The 22,516-nt window shown below is 63.9% G+C and carries 22 protein-coding genes; 12 read left to right on the top strand and 10 right to left on the bottom strand.

The window, feature by feature from the left end:
* Nucleotides 1-139: 139 nt before the first annotated feature.
* The 5 genes from rpmI to pheT all read left to right on the top strand — a co-directional run bounded on the left by rpmI (nucleotide 140) and on the right by pheT (nucleotide 4,803).
* Nucleotides 140-343 carry a 50S ribosomal protein L35 gene (rpmI, locus tag EOC93_RS13500; RefSeq protein WP_006201248.1) on the top strand — a complete coding sequence of 68 codons (204 nt, stop codon included), beginning with the start codon at nucleotides 140-142 and terminating at the stop codon, nucleotides 341-343.
* A gap of 38 nt (nucleotides 344-381) precedes the next feature.
* A complete protein-coding gene (gene rplT / locus EOC93_RS13505) occupies nucleotides 382-783 on the top strand; it encodes a 50S ribosomal protein L20 (protein WP_006201247.1) in 402 nt (133 codons plus the stop codon).
* 95 nt (nucleotides 784-878) lie between these two features.
* On the top strand, nucleotides 879-1,964 hold the full coding sequence (pheS, locus tag EOC93_RS13510; protein ID WP_127204856.1) for a phenylalanine--tRNA ligase subunit alpha: 1,086 nt from the start codon (nucleotides 879-881) through the stop codon (nucleotides 1,962-1,964).
* Entirely contained in the window at nucleotides 1,961-2,398 is a 438-nt protein-coding gene (locus EOC93_RS13515) for a GFA family protein (RefSeq protein ID WP_127204857.1), read from the top strand. The genes pheS and EOC93_RS13515 overlap by 4 nt, the downstream gene beginning before the upstream one ends.
* Nucleotides 2,395-4,803 (top strand): phenylalanine--tRNA ligase subunit beta, encoded by a 2,409-nt coding sequence (gene pheT / locus EOC93_RS13520; protein ID WP_127204858.1) that lies wholly within the window; start codon nucleotides 2,395-2,397, stop codon nucleotides 4,801-4,803. Before EOC93_RS13515 ends, pheT begins: the two co-directional genes overlap by 4 nt.
* A 304-nt stretch (nucleotides 4,804-5,107) precedes the next feature.
* Here the strand turns inward: pheT and EOC93_RS13525 are convergent, their stop codons facing one another.
* The gene (locus tag EOC93_RS13525; RefSeq protein WP_127204859.1) at nucleotides 5,108-6,103 is read right to left on the bottom strand and encodes an aldo/keto reductase; all 996 of its coding nucleotides are present in this window, start codon (nucleotides 6,101-6,103) and stop codon (nucleotides 5,108-5,110) included.
* Nucleotides 6,104-6,199: 96 nt separating this feature from the next.
* On the opposite strand from EOC93_RS13525, the gene EOC93_RS13530 reads away from it, so the two are divergent.
* The 5 genes from EOC93_RS13530 to EOC93_RS13550 all read left to right on the top strand — a co-directional run bounded on the left by EOC93_RS13530 (nucleotide 6,200) and on the right by EOC93_RS13550 (nucleotide 11,297).
* A complete protein-coding gene (locus EOC93_RS13530) occupies nucleotides 6,200-7,090 on the top strand; it encodes a LysR family transcriptional regulator (protein ID WP_127204860.1) in 891 nt (296 codons plus the stop codon).
* A 28-nt stretch (nucleotides 7,091-7,118) separates the two neighbouring features.
* Nucleotides 7,119-7,697, top strand: coding sequence for a cytochrome b (locus tag EOC93_RS13535; RefSeq protein WP_127204861.1), 579 nt, complete (start codon nucleotides 7,119-7,121; stop codon nucleotides 7,695-7,697).
* A 70-nt stretch (nucleotides 7,698-7,767) separates the two neighbouring features.
* A complete protein-coding gene (locus EOC93_RS13540; RefSeq protein WP_095484443.1) occupies nucleotides 7,768-8,343 on the top strand; it encodes a YceI family protein in 576 nt (191 codons plus the stop codon).
* A gap of 281 nt (nucleotides 8,344-8,624) precedes the next feature.
* Complete coding sequence (locus EOC93_RS13545; RefSeq protein ID WP_095484442.1) at nucleotides 8,625-9,611, top strand: Gfo/Idh/MocA family oxidoreductase; 987 nt, start codon at nucleotides 8,625-8,627, stop codon at nucleotides 9,609-9,611.
* A 27-nt stretch (nucleotides 9,612-9,638) separates the two neighbouring features.
* Nucleotides 9,639-11,297, top strand: coding sequence for an FAD-binding dehydrogenase (locus tag EOC93_RS13550; RefSeq protein WP_127204862.1), 1,659 nt, complete (start codon nucleotides 9,639-9,641; stop codon nucleotides 11,295-11,297).
* A gap of 5 nt (nucleotides 11,298-11,302) precedes the next feature.
* Here EOC93_RS13550 and EOC93_RS13555 read toward each other — a convergent pair whose 3' ends face one another.
* The 7 genes from EOC93_RS13555 to EOC93_RS13585 all read right to left on the bottom strand — a co-directional run bounded on the left by EOC93_RS13555 (nucleotide 11,303) and on the right by EOC93_RS13585 (nucleotide 19,145).
* Complete coding sequence (locus EOC93_RS13555; RefSeq protein WP_127204863.1) at nucleotides 11,303-12,244, bottom strand: alpha/beta hydrolase; 942 nt, start codon at nucleotides 12,242-12,244, stop codon at nucleotides 11,303-11,305.
* A 214-nt stretch (nucleotides 12,245-12,458) separates the two neighbouring features.
* Nucleotides 12,459-13,241 carry a carnitinyl-CoA dehydratase gene (locus tag EOC93_RS13560; RefSeq protein ID WP_095484439.1) on the bottom strand — a complete coding sequence of 261 codons (783 nt, stop codon included), beginning with the start codon at nucleotides 13,239-13,241 and terminating at the stop codon, nucleotides 12,459-12,461.
* Nucleotides 13,234-15,312, bottom strand: coding sequence for an acetate--CoA ligase family protein (locus EOC93_RS13565; RefSeq protein ID WP_127204864.1), 2,079 nt, complete (start codon nucleotides 15,310-15,312; stop codon nucleotides 13,234-13,236). Before EOC93_RS13565 ends, EOC93_RS13560 begins: the two co-directional genes overlap by 8 nt.
* Nucleotides 15,313-15,315: 3 nt before the next feature.
* Nucleotides 15,316-16,479: an acyl-CoA dehydrogenase gene (locus EOC93_RS13570; RefSeq protein ID WP_127204865.1), complete on the bottom strand. Its 1,164-nt coding sequence runs from the start codon at nucleotides 16,477-16,479 to the stop codon at nucleotides 15,316-15,318.
* Nucleotides 16,480-16,483: 4 nt separating this feature from the next.
* Nucleotides 16,484-17,581, bottom strand: coding sequence for a carnitine 3-dehydrogenase (locus tag EOC93_RS13575; RefSeq protein WP_127204866.1), 1,098 nt, complete (start codon nucleotides 17,579-17,581; stop codon nucleotides 16,484-16,486).
* Nucleotides 17,578-18,207: an HD domain-containing protein gene (locus tag EOC93_RS13580; protein ID WP_127204867.1), complete on the bottom strand. Its 630-nt coding sequence runs from the start codon at nucleotides 18,205-18,207 to the stop codon at nucleotides 17,578-17,580. The genes EOC93_RS13575 and EOC93_RS13580 overlap by 4 nt, the downstream gene beginning before the upstream one ends.
* Before the next feature lie 26 nt (nucleotides 18,208-18,233).
* Entirely contained in the window at nucleotides 18,234-19,145 is a 912-nt protein-coding gene (locus tag EOC93_RS13585) for a 3-keto-5-aminohexanoate cleavage protein (RefSeq protein ID WP_127204868.1), read from the bottom strand.
* A 126-nt stretch (nucleotides 19,146-19,271) separates the two neighbouring features.
* On the opposite strand from EOC93_RS13585, the gene EOC93_RS13590 reads away from it, so the two are divergent.
* The gene (locus EOC93_RS13590) at nucleotides 19,272-20,252 is read left to right on the top strand and encodes a GlxA family transcriptional regulator (RefSeq protein ID WP_127204869.1); all 981 of its coding nucleotides are present in this window, start codon (nucleotides 19,272-19,274) and stop codon (nucleotides 20,250-20,252) included.
* Nucleotides 20,253-20,259: 7 nt separating this feature from the next.
* Here the strand turns inward: EOC93_RS13590 and EOC93_RS13595 are convergent, their stop codons facing one another.
* Both EOC93_RS13595 and xylA read right to left on the bottom strand, forming a co-directional pair.
* The gene (locus EOC93_RS13595; RefSeq protein ID WP_095484432.1) at nucleotides 20,260-20,469 is read right to left on the bottom strand and encodes a hypothetical protein; all 210 of its coding nucleotides are present in this window, start codon (nucleotides 20,467-20,469) and stop codon (nucleotides 20,260-20,262) included.
* A 185-nt stretch (nucleotides 20,470-20,654) separates the two neighbouring features.
* Nucleotides 20,655-21,980 carry a xylose isomerase gene (gene xylA / locus EOC93_RS13600; RefSeq protein ID WP_127204870.1) on the bottom strand — a complete coding sequence of 442 codons (1,326 nt, stop codon included), beginning with the start codon at nucleotides 21,978-21,980 and terminating at the stop codon, nucleotides 20,655-20,657.
* Nucleotides 21,981-22,093: 113 nt separating this feature from the next.
* On the opposite strand from xylA, the gene EOC93_RS13605 reads away from it, so the two are divergent.
* On the top strand, nucleotides 22,094-22,456 hold the full coding sequence (locus tag EOC93_RS13605; protein ID WP_095484430.1) for a nuclear transport factor 2 family protein: 363 nt from the start codon (nucleotides 22,094-22,096) through the stop codon (nucleotides 22,454-22,456).
* Nucleotides 22,457-22,516 lie beyond the last annotated feature (60 nt).

The raw sequence follows: 22,516 nt of genomic DNA on the forward strand, positions 1-22,516 counted from the left end.
CCCGCTTTGACGTATAGGACCGCCGTTCCCAAAAACCGCCCGGCAGGGCATGCCGTGGCGGTTTCATTTGCTTTTCGGGCTTTGGTCGGCCTGAAGCGAACAAAAAGCGCGATGATGCGCATATAAACGGAGTAGCAAAATGCCCAAGATGAAGACCAAGTCAGCCGCCAAGAAGCGGTTCAAGATCACAGGTACGGGTAAAGTCCTGTCGGCTGCGGCCGGCAAGCGTCACGGCATGATCAAGCGTTCCAACAAGTTCATTCGAAATGCCCGCGGCACGATGGTTCTGGCTGAACCGGATGGCAAGAAGGTCATCAAGAATTTTCTGCCGAACGGCCTCTAAGGCATTCGGTCTGGACAGCGTTTTAAGGAGATCATGACATGGCACGCGTAAAAAGAGGCGTCACCTCGCACGCCAAGCACAAGAAGGTCCTGAAAGCCGCCAAGGGTTTCTACGGCCGTCGCAAGAACACCATCCGCATCGCCAAGCAGGCGGTGGAAAAGTCGCTGCAGTATGCCTACCGCGACCGCAAGAACCGCAAGCGTTCGTTCCGCGCTCTGTGGATCCAGCGCATCAATGCCGCGACCCACGAGCATGGCCTGACCTATGGCCGCTTCATCGACGGCCTCAACAAGGCCGGCATCGAGATCGACCGCAAGATCCTGTCGGATATGGCCATCCACGAGCCGCAGGCATTTGCCGCACTTGTGGCTAAGGCGAAGGTCGCGCTCGAATACCTCAAGAACACCACGCCGAACGCTTTTGAAAGCGCTGTCGCCTAAGCCAGCGCTTCCCAAGCATTCGCAATTCTGATTTTGGGGAACCCGCGCTGGCACGGCTGGCGCGGGTTTTCTTTGCTTCCAATCGAGTCTGAAACATGAGTGATATGGAAACTCTCGAAAATTCCCTGATGACCGACATTGCGTCGGCCACCGACGAGCAGGCGATCGAAGCCGTGCGTGTTTCAGCGCTCGGCAAGAAGGGCTCGGTCTCAGAAATGCTGAAGACGCTCGGCTCGATGAGCGCAGAAGAGCGCCAGATAAACGGCCCGGCTATCAACGGCCTCAAGAACCGCATCACCGAGGCGCTTACCGCGCGCCGTGCCGAGCTGAAGGATGTGGCGATCTCTGCCAGGCTCGCGGCGGAAAAGGTCGATGTGACGCTGCCGGTGCGGCAATCGCCGGCCGAGCGCGGTCGTATCCATCCGATCAGCCAGGTCAGCGACGAGATCGCCGCCATCTTCGGTGACCTCGGTTTCGCCATAGCCGAAGGTCCCGATATCGAGACCGATTACTACAATTTCACCGCGCTGAACTTCCCGGAAGGGCATCCGGCGCGCGAGATGCACGACACCTTCTTCTTCCAGCCGGACGAGAGGGGCGAGCGCAAGCTTTTGCGCACCCACACCTCGCCGGTGCAGATCCGCACCATGGAGGTGCAGAAGCCGCCGATCCGCATCGTCATTCCCGGAAAAACCTACCGGCAGGATTCCGATGCCACCCATTCGCCGATGTTCCATCAGGTCGAGGGGCTGGTGATCGACAAGACGGCCAATGTCGCCAACATGAAATGGGTGCTGGAGGAGTTCTGCAAGGCCTTCTTCGAGGTGCCACAGGTCAAGATGCGCTTCCGGCCGTCCTTCTTCCCGTTCACCGAACCCAGCATGGAGGTCGACATCCAGTGCGACCGTTCGCGGCCGGGCGAGGTGCGCTTCGGCGAAGGCTCCGACTGGATGGAGATCCTCGGCTGCGGCATGGTTCACCCCAATGTGCTGAGATATGGCGGGCTCGATCCCGACGAGTACCAGGGCTTTGCCTGGGGCATGGGCATCGATCGCATCGCCATGCTGAAATACGGCATGCCGGACCTGCGCGCCTTCTTCGACGCCGATGTGCGCTGGCTGTCGCATTACGGCTTCCGGCCGCTCGACATGCCGACGCTATTCGCAGGCTTGAGCGCATGACAGCGGCCCACACCGGCGGCTGCCGCTGCGGCGCCGTGCGGTTCGAGGCTTCGGCCGAACCGCACCATGTCAGCTATTGCCATTGCGGCGATTGCCGGCGGGCCAGCGGCGCGCCGGTGTCGGCCTTTGTCGGGTTCCCGACCGAGCAGGTCGCCTTTACGGGCAAGGCGCTGAAGATGTTCGAGAACGGGTCGGTTACGCGCTCCTTTTGCGGTGTCTGCGGCTCGCCGATCGCCTATGTCGACGAGCGGCTGGCTGACCACATCTATTTCATGCTCGGCGCCATGGACGTGCCGGCCTATTTCAAGCCGACGCATCACGCCCATGTGCGCGAGCAGCTTCCCTTCGTGCACATGCCGGACGACTTGCCGCGCCATCTGAAGACCAGCGTGCCCAGGCCTGACGGGCAAAGACCAGACGGAACACAGTCATGAAATTCACTCTCTCCTGGCTCAAGGATCATCTCGAGACCGACGCCTCGCTGGCCGAGATCGTCGAGCGGCTGACCTCGATCGGCCTCGAAGTCGAGCATGTCGACGACAAGGCGAGCCTGAAACCCTTCGTCATCGCCAAGGTGCTGACGGCGGTGCAGCATCCCGACGCCGACCGGCTGCGCGTGCTGACCGTCGACACCGGCGACGGCAAGCCGCCGGTGCAGGTTGTCTGTGGAGCGCCGAACGCCCGCGCGGGCCTGATCGGCGCCTTTGCAGCGCCCGGCACCTATGTTCCCGGCATCGACGTGACGCTGACGGTCGGCAAGATCCGCGGCGTCGAAAGTCATGGCATGATGTGCTCCGAGCGCGAGCTCGAGCTTTCTGACGAGCATGACGGCATCATCGATCTGCCCGAAGATGCGCCGGTCGGCACCAGCTACGCCGCCTATGCGCATCTCGACGATCCGCTGATTGAGATCAACCTGACGCCGAACCGGCCGGATGCGACCAGCGTGTACGGCATTGCCAGGGATCTCGCGGCAAGCGGGCTCGGCACGCTGAAGGCAGCGCCGGTCGAGGCGATCCCCGGCAAGGGCGAGATGCCGGTCAAGGTGACGATCGAGGCGCCGGAGCTCTGCCCCGGTTTTGCGCTGCGCCTGGTGCGCGGTGTGAAAAACGGCCCGTCGCCGAAATGGCTGCAGCAAAGGCTGATCGCCATTGGTCTGAGGCCAATCAGCGCGCTGGTCGACATCACCAATTACGTCACCTTCGACCGCGGCCGGCCCTTGCATGTGTTCGACGCGAACAAGGTCGCCGGCAACCTGGTCGTGCGCCGTGCGCGCGACGGCGAAAAGGTGCTGGCGCTCGACGGCCGCGAATACACGCTGACGCCTGATATGTGCGTGATAGCAGACCAGGACGGCGTCGAGTCGATCGCCGGCATAATGGGCGGCGAGCATTCCGGCTGCGACGAGAACACCACTGACGTGCTGATCGAATCGGCACTTTGGGACCCGATCACCACCGCCCGCACCGGCAGGACGCTCGGCATCATCAGCGACGCGCGCTACCGCTTCGAGCGCGGCGTCGACCCTGAATTCATGGTGCCCGGCGTGGAGCTGGCGACCAGACTGCTGCTGGATTTCTTGGGCGGCACGCCGACCGAAACCGAAGTCGTCGGCTATGCCGGCCATGTCGAGAAGATCGTTTCCTTCCCGCTGTCGGAAGTGAAGCGGCTGACCGGCATCGAGGTGCCGAGGGACGAGAGCCTCGGCATCCTGACCAGCCTCGGCTTCAAGCCGGAAGGCGCGGGCGATGTCGTCAATGTGGCGGTCCCGTCCTGGCGGCCGGATGTCGACGGCAAGGCCGACCTGGTCGAAGAGGTCATGCGCATCCATGGCGTCGACAATATCGCGCCGCAGCCGCTCGGCGCCCATGATGCCGTCAACGCCAAGATCCTGACCGTGCTGCAGATCCGCACCCGCGCCGCCAAGCGGGCGCTGGCGGTGCGCGGCATGATGGAGGCCGTCACCTGGTCGTTCATTCCGACAAAACATGCCGAACTGTTCGGCGGCGGCCAGACGGCGCTCAAGCTCGCAAATCCGATCGCCGCCGACATGTCGGACATGCGGCCGTCGCTGCTGCCGGGCCTGATCGCCGCCGCCCAGCGCAATGCCGACAAGGGCATCGGCGATGTCGCGCTGTTCGAGGTGTCGGGCACCTATGAGGGCGATGCGGCCGACCAGCAGCGGCGCGTCGCCGCCGGCGTGCGGCGCGGCACCGCCAAGCTCGACGGCTCCGGCCGCAATTGGGCCGGCAATTCGGGTCCGGTCGGTGTGTTCGACGCCAAGGCCGACGCGATCGCCGCGCTCGAAGCCTGCGGCGCGCCGGTCGAGCGGCTGCAGATCGAGGCCGGCGGGCCGGCCTGGTATCATCCCGGCCGTTCCGGCACGATCAAGCTCGGGCCTAAAGTCATTTTGGGGACATTCGGCGAATTCCATCCGAAGACGCTGGAGGGGCTGGATGTCTCCGGCCCGCTTTGCGGCTTCGAGGTTTTCGTCGACGCCGTGCCCGAGCCGAAGGCTAAGCCGACGCGGACAAAGCCGAAGCTGGAGCTGTCCGCCTTCCAGGCGGTCAAGCGCGATTTCGCCTTTGTCGTCGACAAATCGGTCGAAGCCGCCACGCTGACCCGCGCCGCCCTTGCCGCCGACAAGAAGCTGATCACCAATGTCTCGGTCTTCGACGTGTTCGAAGGGGCGTCGCTCGGTGCTGCCAAGAAATCGATCGCCATCGAGGTGTCGATCCAGCCGGTCGAAAAAACGCTGACCGATGAGGATTTCGAGACATTGGCAAAGCGCATCGTCGAGAATGTGCACAAGCAGACCGGCGGCGTGCTGCGAGCATAAATTTGGAAACAAGAAGGGGCGCCGCGCCGGCTTTTGCCTTCTCCCCTTGTGGGAGAAGGTGGATTGGCGCGCAGCGCCAAGACGGATGAGGGGTGTTGGACGGAGTGCGGCGGTGCCAAGCTGGAGCACCCCTCATCCGTCGCCTTCGGCGACACCTTCTCCCACAAGGGGAGAAGGGAAGAGCCGCGCGAGGCTGGACGGCGGCGAGACAAGCGGCTCGCCCCGGATGAGGGGGGGGCGAACTCAAGCCTGGAGCGATAGCCCAAGCCGAAGGCCCCCTTCGAATTTTCATCCAGCCCGCCGTTTATCCGTTGACCAGCGCCAGCGCCGCTTCGGTGTAGCGCTTGCCGACCACCTTTTCCGGCGAAAGGGCGTCGCCGATGGCCGCCACCTCGGCTTGGCTCAGCGCGATCTGTGCCGCTGCCGCGTTCTGCTCCAGATGGCGGATTTTTCGCGCTCCAGGGATCGGCACGATGAAATCGCCCTGATGCAGCACCCAGGCGAGCGCCAGTTGCGCCGGCGTCACGCCCTTCTCCGCCGCCATTGTCTCCAGCGTGGCGATTACAGCCGCATTGGCGGCCATGGCGTCGGCCTGGAAGCGCGGCAGGGTGAGGCGCCAGTCGTCGGCGCCGAGGGCTTCGGGCTTGGCGATCGTGCCGGTCAGCAGGCCGCGGCCGAGCGGGCTGTATGGGACAAAGCCGATGCCGAGCTCGCGGCAGACGGCAAACACCTCTTCTTCCGGATCGCGGCTCCACAGCGAGTATTCGCTCTGCACGGCTGATATCGGATGCACGGCATGCGCCCGGCGAATGGTCGCCGCGCTAGCCTCCGACAGGCCGAGCGCGCGCACCTTGCCCTCGCGCACCAGCTCGGCCATGGCGCCGACCGTATCCTCGATCGGCACGTTGGGATCGACACGATGCTGGTAGTAGAGATCGATCACCTCGACGCCCAGCCGCTTCAATGAGGCTTCGGCGACCGCCTTGACGTGTTCGGGACGGCTGTCGACGCCAGCCATGCGCTCGACGCCGTTGCCTTCCTCAAGAATCTTGAAGCCGAATTTTGTCGCGATCGTCACCTGATCGCGCACCGGCTTCAACGCTTTGCCGAGCAGGGTCTCGTTCTCGTAGGGGCCATAGACTTCGGCTGTGTCGAAGAAATTGACGCCGATCTCCACGGCGCGGCGCAGCGTGGCGATCGCGTCGGCCTCAGGCTGACCGCCATAGACGAAGCTCATCCCCATGCAGCCGAGGCCGACCGGATAGACGTCAAGTTCATTTCCAAGCTTGCGGGTTTGCATCACGCGTCTCCTTGTTGTGATGCGACGGAAATAGCGTCTTGCATCGCGTTCGATAATCGGCTCTCATTCGCACGGGTTGTTCTAAAGAATAGATCAATGAACCGAACCTATCTTTCCCAACTCGCCGTGTTGGCAACCGTCGCCCAATGCGGCAGCTTTCGCGGTGCGGCCAGGGAGCTGGCCATCGCTCCATCGGCGGTCAGCCACGCAGTTTCCAGCTTGGAAGCGCGGCTCGGCGTTCGCCTGCTGGCGCGCAGCACGCGCAGCGTCGCCCCGACGGAGGAGGGCGCGCAATTGCTGGAGCGTCTGCGCCCTGCGCTGTCGGAGATCGACCTTGCACTGGAATCGGCGGTCGAGGCGCGCGACCGGCCGGCCGGCAATCTCAGGCTCACCGTGCCGCGCACCGCGGCCCATCTGGCGCTGACGCCACGGCTCGGCGCCTTTGCATCGGCCTACCCGGACGTCGTGCTGGAGATCGTCATCGAGGATCGCTTCACCGATGTGGTCGAAGGCGGCTTCGACGCCGGCGTACGGCTCGGTGAGAGCCTGCAGCGCGACATGATCGCGGTGCGCATCGGGCCAAACCTTCGCGGCGCCGTCGTCGGCGCGCCATCCTATTTCGCGACCATGCCCAGACCGCGCCATCCGCACGATCTCGTAGGTCATCGTTGCCTCCGTTTCCGTTTCTCCAGCGGCATCCTCTACCGCTGGGAGTTCGAGAAGGACGGCGAGGCGATCGAGATGGCGGTGCAGGGGCCACTGATCCTCGATGAGGATCATTTGGTCGCCAATGCGGCAGTCGACGGTGCCGGCCTTGCCTTCCTGTTCGAGGACTATGTCCGCGAGGCGTTGGCCACCGGCCGACTCATTCGCGTGCTGGAGGACTGGTGCCCGTCCTTCGACGGTTTTTTCGTCTACTATCCGAGCCGCCGCCAGATGCGGCCGGCGCTCAGGGCCTTTGTCGATTTCTTCAAGATAGCCGGATGAAAGCCGGGCTCGCCGGCGTTCACTTCCCATGCCCGCATTGATCACAAACGACACCACCCGCTATGGCTGGGCGGCGATCGTCCTCCATTGGCTGATCGCCGCGATCTTCATCGGCCAGTTCGTGCTCGGCTTCGTCATGATGCGGGTGTTCAGCCAGCGCACCGCCTTCGAGCTGATCCAGCTGCACAAATCTTTCGGTTTCTTGCTGCTCGGCTTGGTGATCCTGCGCATTGCCTGGCGGCTCGGCAATGCGGTGCCGGCGCTGCCACGCTCAGTCGGACGCTTCGAGCGCCGGGCGGCGGCGCTCGTTCATTTCGCGCTCTACGCGTTTCAGCTTGCGCTGCCTCTGTCCGGCTGGGCGCTGGTATCAGTGTCGATGCTGGAGATACCGAGCGTGCCGTTCAACCTGTTCGTCATGCCGGACCTGCCACTCGTGGAATCGGACACGGCGGAAAGCTTCTGGATCTCAACGCATTGGTATCTTGCTTATGCTGGCATCGGACTTGTCGCCCTGCATATCGCCGCGGCGCTGCGCCATCATTTCTGGCTGAAGGACGCGGTGCTGACGCGCATGGTCCGGCCTTCGTCAAATCACGAGGCGGAATAGAGCTAGCGGTTCATTCGTTCACGGGGTGAGGCGCGGAGAACGCGTTGCCTGCAAGAAAAGGATCAAATCCATGTATGCGCGCATCCTCGGATTTGCGGCGGTCGCCACTTGTCTTGCCATGCCTGTTTTCGCGGCGGTCACCCTTGGTGATGCCGCCGGCAGCTACACGATCAGCCCGGCCGGTTCGAGCATTCGCTTCTCGATCGGCAAGCTCGGTGGCGGCGGATTCGACGGCGCCTTTGCCCGTTTCAAGGGCAGCATCCGCATCGACAACAGCGATGTCGGGCGCTCGCGTGTCAATATCACCATCTTTCCCGAAAGCGTCGGCACCGGCCAGAGCCGCATCGACGCCTTCCTTCGCTCCGACGCGGTGTTCGACGCCGCCAACAACCCGGAAATCCAGTTCCGCTCGACCAGCGTGAAACGCACCGGCGAGACGTCAGCCCTTGTCACCGGCCGGCTGACGGCGCGCGGCAAGACTTTTCCGGAAAAGTTCACTGCCGAGCTTAGCGGCCTCAAGGCGGGCACGATAAAATTCCATGTCACCGGCAAGGTGCTGCGGTCGCGCTACGGCATGGACGTCGGCACGCCGATCTATTCGAACGTCGTCCACTTCGACATGACACTGACCGGCAAGCGGAGCTAGCTTCACTTTCGCGATTGGCAGAGACACCTCTCACTTCGTCATCCTGGGGCGGAGCAAGGAGCGAAGCGACGCGGCGCAGACCCCAGGATCCATGCCGGGACATCAAAGCGTTGCAACGGTTCAGAATTCTGTTTCGTCGCATTCCTCGGCGATGTCGCGGCATGGATCCTCGGGTCAAGCCCGAGGATGACGAAAGTGCGGATCGACGAGCCAGTGTCTGATTGGCTTTTCTCCTGAATTAGGGCAAACCTCCAGTCCTGCAATCGAGAGGGAGAAGCCTGATGTTCCGATGGGGTGTTTTGTCGACGGCCAAGATCGGCCGTGAGCATCTTTTGCCCGCAATGGTCGAGGCGGAGAACGGCGTGCTGTCGGCGATCGCCAGCCGCGACCTGTCGAAAGCCCGTGCCCTGGCCGACCGTTTCGGCGCGCCCCATGCCTTCGGCTCCTATGACGAGCTGCTCGCATCCAAGGACATCGACGGCGTCTACATCCCGCTGCCTACCGCGCAGCATGTCGAATGGACTGCGAAGGCCATTCAAGCCGGCAAGCATGTTCTGGTCGAAAAGCCGCTGGCGCTCGATGCCAGGGACATTCCGCCGCTGATCAAGCTGCGCGATGCCAAAAACGTGCTGGTCTGCGAAGCCTTCATGGTCGTCTACCACCCGCAATGGATCAAGGTGCGCGAACTGATCGCCAATGGCGCCATCGGCCGGCTGCGCCATGTCCAGGGCGCGTTCTCCTACTACAATGTCGATCCCAAGAACATGCGCAACCAGCTCGACCTCGGCGGCGGCGCGCTGCCCGACATCGGCGTCTACCCGACGGTGTCGACGCGCTTTTCGACGGGCAAGGAGCCGCTGCGCGTCCAGGCGACGATCGAGCGCGACAAGACGTTCGGCACCGACATCTACTCCTCGATCCGCGCCGATTTCGGCGACTTCGAACTGTCGTTCTATCTGTCGACGCAGATGGCGGCGCGGCAGGTGATGGTGTTCCACGGCGAGAAGGGCTTCATCGAGGTGCTTTCGCCGTTCAACGCCGGTATCTACGATCATCATCGCATCGAGCTGCACAACCAGAAACACAGCGAGGCGCAAGTGTTCCGCTTCCCCGGCATGCAGCAGTACCGGCTGGAGGTCGAGGCCTTCGCGCGGGCAGCACAGGGCGGCACGGAGCGCGTCTTCACGCTGGAAGAGTCCGTGCTCAACCAGAAGGTCATCGACGCCATCTTCCGCGCCGGCGAGAAGGAAGGCTGGGAGACGGTCTGACAATTTCGTCAAGCCGGGGAGGAGAAAATGGCTGACGATGCCGATGTGATCATTGTCGGCGCCGGCCTTGCCGGCCTCGTCGCCGCGGCGGAACTGGTCGAGGCTGGCAAGAAGATCATCGTCGTCGACCAGGAACCGGAACAGTCGCTCGGCGGCCAGGCGTTCTGGTCACTTGGCGGCATCTTCCTCGTCGGTTCGCCCGAACAGCGGCGCATGCGCATCCGCGATTCGCATGATCTGGCGCTCGAGGATTGGCTGGGCACCGCCGCCTTCGACCGTGCGGAAGATCTCTGGCCGCGCCGATGGGCCGAAGCCTATGTCGGCTTCGCCGCCGGCGAAAAGCGCTCCTGGCTCATGCAGCGCGGCATAAAGTTCTTTCCCGTGGTCGGCTGGGCGGAGCGCGGCGGCGGCAACGCCGTCGGCCACGGCAATTCAGTGCCCCGCTTCCACGTCACCTGGGGTACCGGGCCCGGCGTGCTCGAGCCGTTCGTTCAGCGCGTGCGCGAGGCCGAGAAGCACGGGCTGATACGCTTCAGATTCCGCCACCGCGTCAATGAACTGACAAGGACGGGCGGCGTCGTCGACGGCGTACGCGGCGACATGTTGGCGCCGAGCGACGTCGAGCGCGGCCGCAAGAGTTCGCGCGACATCGCCGGCGATTTCGAGCTGAAGGCGCAAGCGGTCATCGTCGCTTCCGGCGGCATCGGCGGCAATCCCGAGCTTGTCCGGAAAAACTGGCCGCAGCGGCTGGGCACGCCGCCCAGCCGCATGATCAGCGGTGTTCCTGACCATGTCGACGGCCGCATGCTGGCCATCACGGAGGCGGCCGGCGGCAGCATCATCAACCGCGACCGCATGTGGCACTATGTCGAAGGCATCAAGAACTGGGCGCCGCTCTGGACCGACCATGCCATCCGCATCCTGCCCGGTCCGTCATCGCTGTGGCTCGACGCCCGCGGCAAGCGCCTGCCGGTGCCGCTCTATCCCGGCTTCGACACGCTGGGCACGCTCAGCCACATCATGGGCACCGGCTTCGACTATTCCTGGTTCATCCTGACCCAAAAAATCATTCAGAAGGAGTTCGCGCTCTCGGGCTCCGAACAGAACCCCGATCTCACCGGAAAGAGCTGGCGCCAGGTGCTCGGCCGCGCCACATCAGGCGTTCCCGGTCCGGTGAAAGCATTCATGGAGAAGGGCGAGGATTTCATCGTCGAGCCTGATTTGCCGGCGCTGGTCGCCCGCATGAACGCGCTTGTCGGTGGCGAGCCGCTGCTTGAGCTTCGCCAGGTCGAGCGCGAAATCCGCGCCCGTGACCGGCAGCTCGACAATCCGTTCTCCAAGGACATGCAGATCACCGCCCTGCGCGGCGCTCGCGCCTATCTCGGCGACCGGCTGATCCGCACGGCCAGGCCGCACAAGATGCTAGATCCTGCCAATGGCCCGCTGATCGCGGTCAGGCTCAACATATTGACCCGCAAGACGCTGGGCGGCTTGCAGACCGATCTCGGCAGCCGCGTGCTGGATGCCGAGGGCCAGCCGATCGAGGGGCTCTATGCCGTCGGAGAAGCCGCCGGTTTCGGCGGCGGCGGCATGCATGGCTATGCAGCGCTGGAAGGCACGTTTCTCGGGGGCTGCGTTTTTTCCGGGCGCAGCGCCGGCCGGGCTGCCGCGCGGGCGGTGGGGTAGAACCCTCACCAGATCCATTCGCCGCGTCCCAGAACCGACACAGCGTCGACGATGCGGGTGAAGCTCGAACGGGCGCGGCCGACCGTATGCCTGGCTCTGAGATAGCCATGCACCAGACCCGGCTCCTCCAACCAGTAGGCGTGTCCCTCTGCCGCGACGATGCGGTCGCGATAGGCCTCGCCGTCTGACGACAACGGGTCGCATTGCGCGGTGATCAGCACGGTCGGCGGCAGATTGGCAAAATCGGCGTCGGCCAGCGGCGACAGAGTGAGATCGCCGGTGCGGCCCTCGCCGCCAGTCCTGATATTCGTGTAGAAATCGAGGTCGCGCACCGTCAGCAACGGCGCTTCGGCATGGGCCACGTAGGACCCTTGCGAGCGGTCGCCGCCAAGACCGGGATAGATCAGCACCTGGCCGATCGGCCTTCGCGCATGGCCGCGTGTCGCGTGGCTGACGGAGGCGCAGAGATTGCCGCCGGCGCTGTCGCCGCAAAGCAGGATCGCGCGCTTATAAGTTGTCGCCGCCCATTCGAAGGCGCTGATGGCATCGTCGAAGGCAGCCGGATGAAGATGTTCCGGCGCTAGCCGATAGTCGACCGAAACCACTTCAAAGCCGGTGCGGCTGCAAAGCTCGGCACAGACGTCGTCATGGCTGTCGAGCCCGCCGAGGATAAAACCGCCGCCATGGAAATAGAGCACCATCGTCGCCGCTTCCGGCGCCGGCGTCAGGTAGATGCGGATCGGGATGGGATGCGAGGGCGTGGCAATGGCGGTGGTCTCCGCCGTGACATTGTCTGGGTAGCCGGCAAAGAACTCGCGGCACATGCGGTCGTAGATTTCACGTTGCTGATCGATCGTGTAGTCGATCGTGTCAGGCGGATAGTAGGAATTGGTCCGCTCGATGAAGGCCCAGGTCTCGGCGTCGATCAGCTTATTGTAGTCGGTCATGAGAGGAGACCAACCTGCGACGACGGCGCCCAGGCACCCCCCTCTGCCCTGCCGGGCATCTCCCCCTCAAGGGGGGAGATTGGCAGCTTCGGGCTCGGCGCTTTCCCTGCGACATAGAAGATTGACGAAAGCCTTCGCGACATCCGATCTCCCCCCTTGAGGGGGAGATGCCCGGAAGGGCAGAGGGGGGTGCCTCGCGCCATCATCTCCGACGTTATCGTCCCTTCCACACAGGCTGGCGCTTCTCCGCAAAGGCACGAAAACCTTCCATGTTGTCCTCCGAACCGTAGAGGACATCGACGGTCGGCAGCTGCCTGCGCGTCACCCGGTTCATCGCGTCCTGGAAGGTGAGCGATTCGGCGACCCGGGCCGTCTCCTTGATCGCGGCGAAGACCAGCGGCGGACCGCCGGCCAGCAGTCGTGCGATCTCCCAGACGCGGTCCTCGAGCCTGTCCCTGGGCAGCACCTCATTGACCAGGCCCCAGCGATGCGCCTCTGCGACATCCATCCAGCGGCCGGTGAGCAAAAGATCCATGGCGACATGATAGGGGATGCGCTTCGGCAGCTTGATCGTCGCCGCATCCGCAAGCGTGCCGGCGCGGATCTCGGGCAGCGCGAAGGAGGAATGATCGGACGCGTAGATGAGGTCGCAGGACAGCGCCAGCTCGAAGCCGCCGCCGACCGCCATGCCGTTGACGCAGGCGATGACCGGCTTGTTGAGGTCGCGCAACTCCTGCAGCCCGCCAAACCCGCCGACGCCATAGTCGCCGTCGACCGCATCGCCGCCGGCCGCAGCCTTCAGGTCCCAGCCGGCGCAGAAGAACTTGTCGCCGGCAGTCCTGACGATGGCGACCCGCAGATCCGGATCGTCGCGGAACGCCTTGAACGTCTCGCCCATCAGCCGCGAGGTCTTCAGATCGATGGCATTGGCCTTGGGCCGGTCGAGCGTGACTTCGAGGATCGTGCCCTCGCGGCGCGTTGAAATGACGTCAGACATTCTTTTTCTCTCCAAGCACCAGCAGCGCGTCGGCGATCCAGGCGCCTTTGCCGTGCGCGCAGACAATCAGCGGATTGATGTCGAGTTCCTCGATCTCGCCGGCATTTTCCTGCACGAAGGCGGCGATGCCTGATATTGCATCGATGGCCGCCGCGACATCGGCCTTCGGCCGACCGCGATAGCCTTCGAGCAGCGGGAACAATTTGAGCCCGCGCAGGGCCGCCTCGATGTCGTCGCGTGTCGCCGGCAGCATCAGCGTGACGCTGTCGCGCAACAGCTCGACCAGCACGCCACCGGTGCCGAGCGTCATCACCGCGCCGAACATCGGGTCGCGGGTGAAGCCGACGAGCAGCTCGGCGACGCCGTCGCGCACCATGCGCTCGACATAGAGGCCGGTGCCGAGCGGATCGAGATCATGGGCGGCGGTGCTGACGGATTCGGCATCCCTGAGGTTGAGCCGCACCGCGCCAAGCTCGGATTTGTGGGTGACGCCCAATGCCTTCAGCGCTACCGGAAAGCCGAGCGCCATCGACGAGATCACCGCCTCGACGGCGTTGCCGGCGCGTTCGCCCCTGGGCACGGGAAGCCCGGCCTCGATCAGCCGTGCTTTCGCCTCGGCCTCATCAGGTGTGACATGGTCGCCACTCGGTGCACCGGAAGCGGAGGTGTCGATCGGCTGCGCCTGCGGCTCGCGCCAGGCCCAGCCGATAAAGGCTGCCGCCTGGGCGGCGTCCATGGCCTCGGAAATGCCGAACAACGGCACCATGCCGCGCGCCATCAGTCCGGCGGTGTATTCCTCGGGCAGGTTCTCCGGCAGCGACGAGACGATCGCGCCCCGCGCCTTGTTGGTCTTCAGCGCCGATTCGAAGGCACGTAGCGTCGCCCACCAGTCGGTGTCCGAGCAACGGTCGGGACGCGGGAAGTCGAGCACCAGCATGTTGAGGTCGAAGCCGCCCGACACCATGGCGGTGAAGGTGGCGGTCATCGCCGGCTCGTTGTTCCAGATGAAGGTGTGGTAGTCGAGCGGGTTGGCCACTGCAACCAGCGGCCCGAGCGTCGATTTGACGTGCGCACGGTGCTCGGCGGTCAGCGCCGGGAAGTTCACCCAGCGGCCTTCGGCGCTGTCGGCCATGACCGATGCCTCGCCGCCCGAACAGCTCATCGACGACAGCCGGTAGCCGGGCAGGGGGCCGGTGACGTGCAAGAGCTTGAGTGCCTCGATGAAGGCAGGGATGGAATCAACGCGGGCGATGCCGAGTCGCCTCAGGAAGGCGCCGGAAGCTGCATCGGAGCCGGCCAACGATGCGGTATGCGTGACCGTCGCTTGCCGCGCCTGCTCGGAGCGGCCGACCTTCATGGCGATGATCGGTTTTCTCAACTCACGCGCCCGCGCGGCTAGCCTTTCGAAGCCGGCTACCGAATCGAAGGCCTCGATGTGCAGGCCGAGCGAAGTGACGCGGTCGTCCTCGATTAGGCCAAGCGCCATTTCGGAGAGGCCGGTCTGCGCCTGGTTGCCGGCGGTCATAAGAAAGGCGATCGGCAGGCCGCGCTTCTGCATCGTCATGTTGATGGCGATGTTCGACGATTGGGTGATGATGGCGACGCCGCGGCCGCCCTCGGCCAGCCTGATGCCGCCGTGCTGGTCGGGCCATAGAAGCGCGCCATCGGCATAGTTGATCAGGCCATAGCAGTTCGGCCCGATGATCGGCATCCGGCCCGCCGCTGCGACCAGTTCGGCCTGCAGCCGTTCGCCGTCCTCATCATAGGCCTCGGTTTCGAGAAAGCCGGCGGCAAAGCAGACGGCGCCGCCGGCACCGCGCTCGGCCAGCGCCTTGACCACCTCGATGGTCAAATGCCGGTTGACGCCGACAAAGGCAGCGTCGGGGGCGCCGGGCAGATCGGCCACGGAACGATAGGCTTTGCGCCCGGCGACCTCGTGCTTGGTCGGGTGAACCGGCCAGATATCGCCGGCAAAACCCATCTTGATCGATTGCGCGACGACGGCAGCCGCCTGCGCGCCGCCGAAGACGGCAATGGAGCGTGGACGCAGGAGACGTTCAAGTCTGTGCATCGATCAGCCCCCGAACGGGCGCAGCAGCGCCCGCGAAATAATGTGGCGCTGGATTTCCGACGTGCCTTCCCAGATGCGCTCGACGCGCGCGTCACGCCAGATGCGTTCCAGCGGCAAATCGTCCATCAGGCCCATGCCGCCGTGGATCTGGATCGCCTCGTCGGCGACGAAGGCGAGCATTTCGGTGGCCTTCAGCTTGGCCATGGCCATGTCCTGATCAGTGACGGTGCCCTGATCGTATTTCCAGCCGGCTTCGAACACCATCAGGTCGGCGGCTTTCAACTCGGTCGCCATGTCGGCGAGTTTGAACGACACGCCCTGGAACTTGCCGATCGGCTGGCCGAACTGCTGGCGCTGCGCGGCGTATTCGATGGCATGGCCAAGCGCCCGCTCGGCCCGGCCGAGACAAGTCGCGCCGACCTGCAGGCGGGTTGCGCCAAGCCACGAATTGGCAACGTCGAAGCCCTTGTGGACTTCGCCGAGCACCTGGGCTCCGGGCAGCCGGCAATCGTCGAATTCGAGTATGGCGTTGGTGTAGCCGCGGTGCGAGACGTTGCGGTAGCCGTCGCGCACCGTAAAACCCTTGGTGCCCTTGTCGACGAAGAAGGCGGTGATCTTCTTGCGTTTTCCACGCGAAGTTTCTTCCTCTCCCGAGGCCATGAAGACGATAGCGAAGTCGGCGAGGTCGGCATGGCTGATGAAATGCTTGGTGCCGTTCAGCACCCAGTCGTCGCCGTCCTGGACGGCGGTCGCCTTCATGCCGCGCAGGTCGGAGCCGGCACCCGGCTCGGTCATCGCCAGGCAGTCCCATTTCTCGCCGCGAATGCAGGGATAAAGGTATTTCTCGCGCTGCTCTGGCGTGCCGGCCAAGAGGATGTTGGAGGGCCGCGCCACGCAGGTCCAATGCAGCGCGTAATTGGCGCGGCCGAGCTCCTTTTCGTAGAGCAGCCAGGTCACCGTATCGAGGCCGGCGCCGCCGACATCCGCCGGCATGTTGGCGGCATAGAGCCCGGCTTCGATCGCCTTGGCCTTGATCTCCTCGATCAGCTCGCGGCGCAGCACGCCGGTGCGCTCGACCTCGCGCTCATGCGGGTAGAGCTCGTTCTCGACGAAGGCGCGCGTCGTCTCGACGATGAGTTTCTGTTCTTCCGAAAGACCAAAATCCATGGTCTCAGCCCTTCTTCTTTTTCTTCGGCTTTTCAGCTTTGGCCTTCACCGGCTTGGTTGCCTTGGCCTTATCGGCTGCCTTGGAAGAGGCGGGCTTCTTCGCCGCAAGCTTGGCGAGCTGCTTGGTATAGTCCTTGTGCAAAGCGCCGGCGCCCCAGCCCTTGCCTTTGTTCTGCTTCGACAACGCCTCCATGATCGCGACCAGATTGTCGTCGCGGATCTTTTCAAGCTCGCGGATCGACAGGCCATGCGCCTGATCGTCCGACTGCGTGGCGATCAGGTCGACCAGCTCGTCGTTGAATTCCGGCACATCCATCAGCTTGGTCCAAGGCCATTTCAGGCACGGCCCGAACTGCGCCATGAAATGGCGCATGCCGGCCTCGCCGCCGGCGACGCGATAGACCTGGAACATGCCCATCTGCGCCCAGCGCAGGCCGAAGCCATAGCGCATGATGTCATCGAGCTCCTCGACCGTGCAGATGCCGTCCTTGATCAGCCACAGCGCCTCGCGCCATGCCGCCTCCAGCAGGCGGTCGCCGACGAAAGCCTCGATCTCTTTGCGGATCACCACCGGCTTCATGCCGATCGAGGCGTACATCTCCTTGGCGACCTCGATCGCCTCGGGAAAGGTCTGTTGGCCGCCGACGATCTCGACCAGCGGCAAGAGATAGACCGGGTTGAACGGATGGCCGACGACCAGCCGCTCCGGATGCTTCTTCATCGCCACCTGCATGTCGGTCGGCTTGATGCCGGAGGTCGACGAACCGACAATGGCGTTAGCCGGCGCATAAAGGTCGATCTCGGCCAGCACGCGGTGCTTCAGGTCGAGCCGTTCCGGCACGCTTTCCTGGATGAAATCGGCATCGGCGACGGCATCGGCGATCGTCTTGGCAAAGGTCAGTTTGCCCTCTTTTGGCAGGCCGCCGGGCAGCATCTGCTTGTAGGCGCGGCGTGCGCCTTTCATCACTTCGCCGACCTTGCGTGTGGCTTCGGGGTCCGGATCGAAAATCGACACGTCGATGCCGTTCAAGAGCAGCCGTGCCACCCAACCGGCGCCGATGACGCCGCCACCGATGGCGGCCGCCTTGTTGATGATGCTCATGCGGAGGCTCCGGTTCTTGTCCTGGCTACTTTGGAATCGATGAGAGGCACGCGCTCGCCGGCGCGGATCACGGTGGGGTCATAGGCCTTGCGCGCAAACACTTCGAGCACGAAGGGCCGGAAGAAGTCGATCGGTAGCGTCTCGTAGTCCGGATCGAAGCTCGACTGGTCCCAGCCCTCGCAAAACTCATCGCAGTCGTCGAAATAATGATGGCCGGCGAACCGGTCGCGCGCATGCGGATTGCCGCCGAGATGGTGGGCGTAATAGAGGCGCTGGAAGTCGCCGTGCTTTTCCACCACCCAGGTGCACTGCTCGCGCACGAAAGGTTTTAGGATCGAAGCCGCATATTCGTCGTGATTGTAGGGTGCGTAGATGTCGCCGATGTCGTGCAGCAGCGCGCAGGCGATCCAGTCGGTATCGGCGCCGTCGCGCCATGCGCGCGTCGCCGCTTGCAGCGAATGGCCAAGCCGGGTGATCTTGTAGCCGGACAGCCCCTCGTCGAGCTGGACAAGCGCGTCAAGCAGCCGCTCGCCGGTCTTCGCCGCATAGTCGATCTCGTGCTCGGTGAGGAAGGCGTAATCCTCGCGGTCGCCGTCCTTCATGGCGGTGAATTTCACGGTCTTCATCGGCGGCTCCTCCCTACCGATTCCCTTCAAAGCGGCGCGCGCTTCGTCAGGTTGAGCTTCTTGCGCACCTCATCCGGGCCGATGACCCTCGCGCCCATGTTCGACACGATGCTGACCGCCCGCTCGACCAGCTGCGCGTTGGTGGCCAGCACGCCCTTGTCGAGCCAGAGATTGTCCTCGAGCCCGACGCGGACATTGCCGCCGGCCAGCACCGCGGCGGCGGCATAGGCCATCTGGTTGCGGCCGATGGAAAAGGCCGACCAGGTCCAGCTCGACGGCACGTTGTTGACCATGGCCATGAAGGTGTTGAGATCATCCGGCGCGCCCCATGGCACGCCCATGCACAATTGCACGAGAGCATCCGGATCCAGCACCTTTTCCTCGACCAATTGCTTGGCAAACCACAGATGGCCGGTGTCGAAGGCCTCGATCTCCGGCTTGACGCCGAGCGCCGTCATCATGCCGCCCATGGTGCGCAGCATGCCGGGCGTGTTGGTCATCACGTAGTCGGCCTCGGCGAAATTCATGGTGCCGCAGTCGAGCGTGCAGATTTCCGGCAGGCACTGGCGCACGTGTTCCACGCGGTTGGTGGCGCCGCCCATATCGGTGGCTTTTTCGTTCAGCGGCAGCGGGTTTTCCGGCGAGCCGAACACCATGTCGCCGCCCATTCCGGCGGTCAGGTTCAGCACCACGTCGACGTCTGCCGCGCGGATGCGCTCGGTCACTTCGCGGTAGAGATGCACGTCACGCCTAGGCTTGCCGGTTTCGGGATCACGCACATGGCAGTGCACGATCGCCGCACCCGCCTTTGCCGCATCGATGGCCGAATCGGCGATCTGCTTGGGCGAACGCGGCACATGCGGGCTGCGGTCCTGCGAGCTGCCGGACCCGGTCACGGCACAGGTAATGAAAACCTCACGGTTCATCGCAAGCGGCATGGACTTTTCTCCCAATCAGCACAGACGGTTCCGATCAAACATGGCCCAATCAAACATGGGCCCAATCGAGCAGATGGCAACAATGCCTGACTTGCCGGAAACTGTTTTGCGTTTTACGAAGGCCATATGATAAAAAGCGAAAAGCCGTCGATCTTTCGCGCTGAGCGCGCGCCGCTCAAGGTGACGTTGCTGGTGTTTTCCGGCTCGTCGATCATGTGCGTTGCATCGGCCGTCGATCCGCTGCGCGCCGCCAACCGTATTGCCGGCGAGACGCTGTTCGATTTCAGGCTGGTTTCGGTGACCGGCGAAGCGCCGCTCACAACATGCGGCCTGCCGGTTGCGGTCAGCGGCCGCTTCGATGCAGCGGACACAACCGATATGCTTGTTGTGGTCGCCGGCTTCGGCACGCAGAACTATGCCACATCAGCTCTGCTTTCCGGCCTGCGCCGTGCGGCGCGCGCCGCGCGCGCCTGCGGCGGTGTCGAGGCCGGTACGTGGCTGGTTGCCCGCGCGGGCTTGCTGGAAGGGCGCAGCGCCACCACCCACTGGGAGGACATGGAGGATTTCTCGTCGGCTTTTCCCGGCATCGATGTACGCCCGGACCGCTACGTCATCGACGGGCCGGTCTTCACCTCCGGCGGCGCCTCGCCGACCTTCGATCTGATGCTGCATCTGATTCGCACGCGGCTCGGCATGGCCGTCGCGCTCGATGTGGCAAGTGTCTTCATCTACGACCAGGCGCGGGCGGCGACCGATGCGCAGCCGCTGGTCTCGCTCGGCCGCCTCGACGGCTACGATCCGCGGCTGGCGCAAGCCATCCGGCTGATGGAAACCCATGTCGACCAGCCTTTGACCATTGCCGCGGTGGCAAAGCGCGCCGGGGTGACTGCGGGAACCTTGGAAAGCATTTTTCGCAAATCGATCGGCGAAACGCCGGGCGCCTATTATCTCAGGCTGCGGCTGGGTGCCGCGCGCCGGCTGGTGGTCGACACGCGCGTGGCCATGGCCGATATTGCCGGGCGGACAGGATTCTCGTCCGCCGCGGCATTTTCCAGGGCGTTTTCAAGAGCTTTCGGCGAAGCGCCGGTCAGGCTGCGTCAGAGATAATGGGGGATTAGGCAGCGTCCTGGCGGTCGCTGTTGCCGTCGATCTGCGAGCGCATCTGTCTCGCAAGGTGGGTCTCGAAGCGGCTGGCGACCGCGCGATCCCATTCGTTTGCACTGCGCGCACCATGCTTCGGATGCGGCAGCGCCATCAGCCGGTCGATGATCGATCCGGCCTCGCCAGATGAGAGCAGGGCGTCGATTTCGCGTTCGTGCTGCATATCGTTTCGCCTCCTTCTTTCTGTTCCCGCCACGAACCACACTATACGAGATTCGTGACGGCTGTTTGAAGGCAAGAGCGAGGCGATTGAGGGGCGTGCGAGGCAAAACCTTGTCGCCGGTTCCGCCCTCGCGCAAAGCTGTTCCGGGCCGGCGGGTCGGTTAGGAGACCCGCCGGCGCGACACCTCAGACGTAGCGGTTGACGATATTCTCGAGCAGTTCCTGGCGGCCGGATTTGGGCTGCGGCTCGATCTTCTTCTTGACGACGCGCTCGGCGATCTCCTCCAGCGTCCGCTTGCCGGCAAGCATCGCCTTGGCCTCGGCAGAGTTCCAGCCGGCATAGCGCTCGGCCAGAGGACCCGACAGCGCCTTGTCCTCGACCATCTTGGCGGCAGCCTTGAGGCCGCGTGCGCAAGCGTCCATGCCGCCGATATGGGCGATCAGCAGATCCTGCGGATCGAGCGACTGGCGCCGCAGCTTGGCGTCGAAATTGGTGCCGCCGCTCTTGAAGCCACCCGCCAACAGGACCTGGTAATAGGCCAGCGCCATCTCCGGCACATTATTGGGGAACTGGTCGGTGTCCCAGCCCGACTGGTAGTCGTTGCGGTTCATGTCGATCGAGCCGAAGATGCCGAGCGCATTGGCCAGCGCCAGCTCATGCTCGAAGGAATGGCCGGCCAGGATCGCATGTCCCTGCTCGATGTTGACCTTGACTTCCTTCTCCAGTCCGAAGCGTTTCAAGAAGCCATAGACCGTGGCGACATCATAATCGTACTGGTGTTTTGTCGGCTCTTGCGGCTTCGGCTCGATCAGAATGGTGCCCTTGAAGCCGATGCGGTGCTTGTAGTCGACGACCAGGTTGAGGAAGCGGCCTGCCTGTTCCTGCTCGCGGGCAAGGTCAGTGTTGAGCAGCGTCTCATAGCCTTCGCGGCCGCCCCACAGCACATAGTTCTCGCCCTTCAGCCGCTTGGTGACGTCGATGCAGTGCTTTACCGTCGCTGCCGCATAGGCAAAGACATCCGGGTCGGGATTGGTGGCGGCCCCCGACATGAAGCGGCGGTTGGAGAACAGGTTGGCCGTGCCCCAAAGCAGCTTGACGCCGGTCTGCTTCATCTTGCCGGCGAAGTAATCGGCGATCTCGTCGAGGCGCGCGGCACTCTCGGAAAAGTCCCTGCCTTCCGGCCGCACATCGGCATCGTGGAAGCAGAAATAGGGTGCGCCGAGCAGCGAAAACATCTCGAAGGCGACATCGGCCTTGAGCTTGGCCAACTCCATCGTGTCGGTGCCGCCGGCCTTGGCGAACCATGGCCGGTCAAAAGTCTGGCCGCCGAACGGATCGCCGCCCGGCCAGGCGAACGAATGCCAGTAGGCGACGGCAAAGCGCAGATGGTCCTCCAGCCGCTTGCCGGCGACCACCTCGTCTGGGTTGTAGAAGCGGTAGGCCAGCGGATTGGTAGAATCCGGTCCTTCGTATTTGATCGTCTTGATGTCGCCGAAAAAGCCGCTGGTCATGTTTGTCTGTCCTCTCGCATGGTTCTGTCCTGATTACCTCAGGCGTAATTGGTTTCGCGCTGGCGCTGGGTGAAAAGGGTCGTGTCAAAGCCACTCAACAACGGAGACAGACCATGACCGACCTCAACACGATCGCCGAAAACTACATCACCGCCTGGAACGAGAGTGATGCGGCTCGCCGGCAAGCCTTGCTCAAGGCGACCTTCACCGAGGACGTCAGCTACCGCGACCCGATCATGCAGGGCGACGGCCATGATGGCGTCGCCGCACTGATCGACGGCGTGCAGCAGCGCTTTGCCGGCTTCCGGTTCTCGCTTAAGGGTAAGCCGGACGGGTTTGGCGACACGATCCGCTTTTCGTGGAATCTCGGGCCGGAAGGCACTGATTCCGTCATCGAAGGCACCGACATCGGCGTCATCGAGAATGGCCGCCTGAAAAGCGTCACCGGCTTTCTCGACAAGGTTCCGGCGCAGTGAGGAAATCTCGGCAAAGTGGGAGCCAAGCACCCCCCTCTGCCCTGCCGGGCATCTCCCCCT

The sequence above is a fragment of the Mesorhizobium sp. M6A.T.Ce.TU.002.03.1.1 genome, from assembly GCF_003997275.1.
Taxonomy (GTDB): Bacteria; Pseudomonadota; Alphaproteobacteria; order Rhizobiales; family Rhizobiaceae; genus Mesorhizobium; species Mesorhizobium mediterraneum.

Coding starts and splice junctions, on each gene's coding strand:
- rpmI (WP_006201248.1), top strand. CDS start 140: ATGCCCAAGATGAAGACCAAGTCAGCCGCCAAGAAGCGGTTCAAGATC.
- rplT (WP_006201247.1), top strand. CDS start 382: ATGGCACGCGTAAAAAGAGGCGTCACCTCGCACGCCAAGCACAAGAAG.
- pheS (WP_127204856.1), top strand. CDS start 879: ATGAGTGATATGGAAACTCTCGAAAATTCCCTGATGACCGACATTGCG.
- EOC93_RS13515 (WP_127204857.1), top strand. CDS start 1,961: ATGACAGCGGCCCACACCGGCGGCTGCCGCTGCGGCGCCGTGCGGTTC.
- pheT (WP_127204858.1), top strand. CDS start 2,395: ATGAAATTCACTCTCTCCTGGCTCAAGGATCATCTCGAGACCGACGCC.
- EOC93_RS13525 (WP_127204859.1), bottom strand. CDS start 6,103: ATGCAAACCCGCAAGCTTGGAAATGAACTTGACGTCTATCCGGTCGGC.
- EOC93_RS13530 (WP_127204860.1), top strand. CDS start 6,200: ATGAACCGAACCTATCTTTCCCAACTCGCCGTGTTGGCAACCGTCGCC.
- EOC93_RS13535 (WP_127204861.1), top strand. CDS start 7,119: ATGCCCGCATTGATCACAAACGACACCACCCGCTATGGCTGGGCGGCG.
- EOC93_RS13540 (WP_095484443.1), top strand. CDS start 7,768: ATGTATGCGCGCATCCTCGGATTTGCGGCGGTCGCCACTTGTCTTGCC.
- EOC93_RS13545 (WP_095484442.1), top strand. CDS start 8,625: ATGTTCCGATGGGGTGTTTTGTCGACGGCCAAGATCGGCCGTGAGCAT.
- EOC93_RS13550 (WP_127204862.1), top strand. CDS start 9,639: ATGGCTGACGATGCCGATGTGATCATTGTCGGCGCCGGCCTTGCCGGC.
- EOC93_RS13555 (WP_127204863.1), bottom strand. CDS start 12,244: ATGACCGACTACAATAAGCTGATCGACGCCGAGACCTGGGCCTTCATC.
- EOC93_RS13560 (WP_095484439.1), bottom strand. CDS start 13,241: ATGTCTGACGTCATTTCAACGCGCCGCGAGGGCACGATCCTCGAAGTC.
- EOC93_RS13565 (WP_127204864.1), bottom strand. CDS start 15,312: ATGCACAGACTTGAACGTCTCCTGCGTCCACGCTCCATTGCCGTCTTC.
- EOC93_RS13570 (WP_127204865.1), bottom strand. CDS start 16,479: ATGGATTTTGGTCTTTCGGAAGAACAGAAACTCATCGTCGAGACGACG.
- EOC93_RS13575 (WP_127204866.1), bottom strand. CDS start 17,581: ATGAGCATCATCAACAAGGCGGCCGCCATCGGTGGCGGCGTCATCGGC.
- EOC93_RS13580 (WP_127204867.1), bottom strand. CDS start 18,207: ATGAAGACCGTGAAATTCACCGCCATGAAGGACGGCGACCGCGAGGAT.
- EOC93_RS13585 (WP_127204868.1), bottom strand. CDS start 19,145: ATGCCGCTTGCGATGAACCGTGAGGTTTTCATTACCTGTGCCGTGACC.
- EOC93_RS13590 (WP_127204869.1), top strand. CDS start 19,272: ATGATAAAAAGCGAAAAGCCGTCGATCTTTCGCGCTGAGCGCGCGCCG.
- EOC93_RS13595 (WP_095484432.1), bottom strand. CDS start 20,469: ATGCAGCACGAACGCGAAATCGACGCCCTGCTCTCATCTGGCGAGGCC.
- xylA (WP_127204870.1), bottom strand. CDS start 21,980: ATGACCAGCGGCTTTTTCGGCGACATCAAGACGATCAAATACGAAGGA.
- EOC93_RS13605 (WP_095484430.1), top strand. CDS start 22,094: ATGACCGACCTCAACACGATCGCCGAAAACTACATCACCGCCTGGAAC.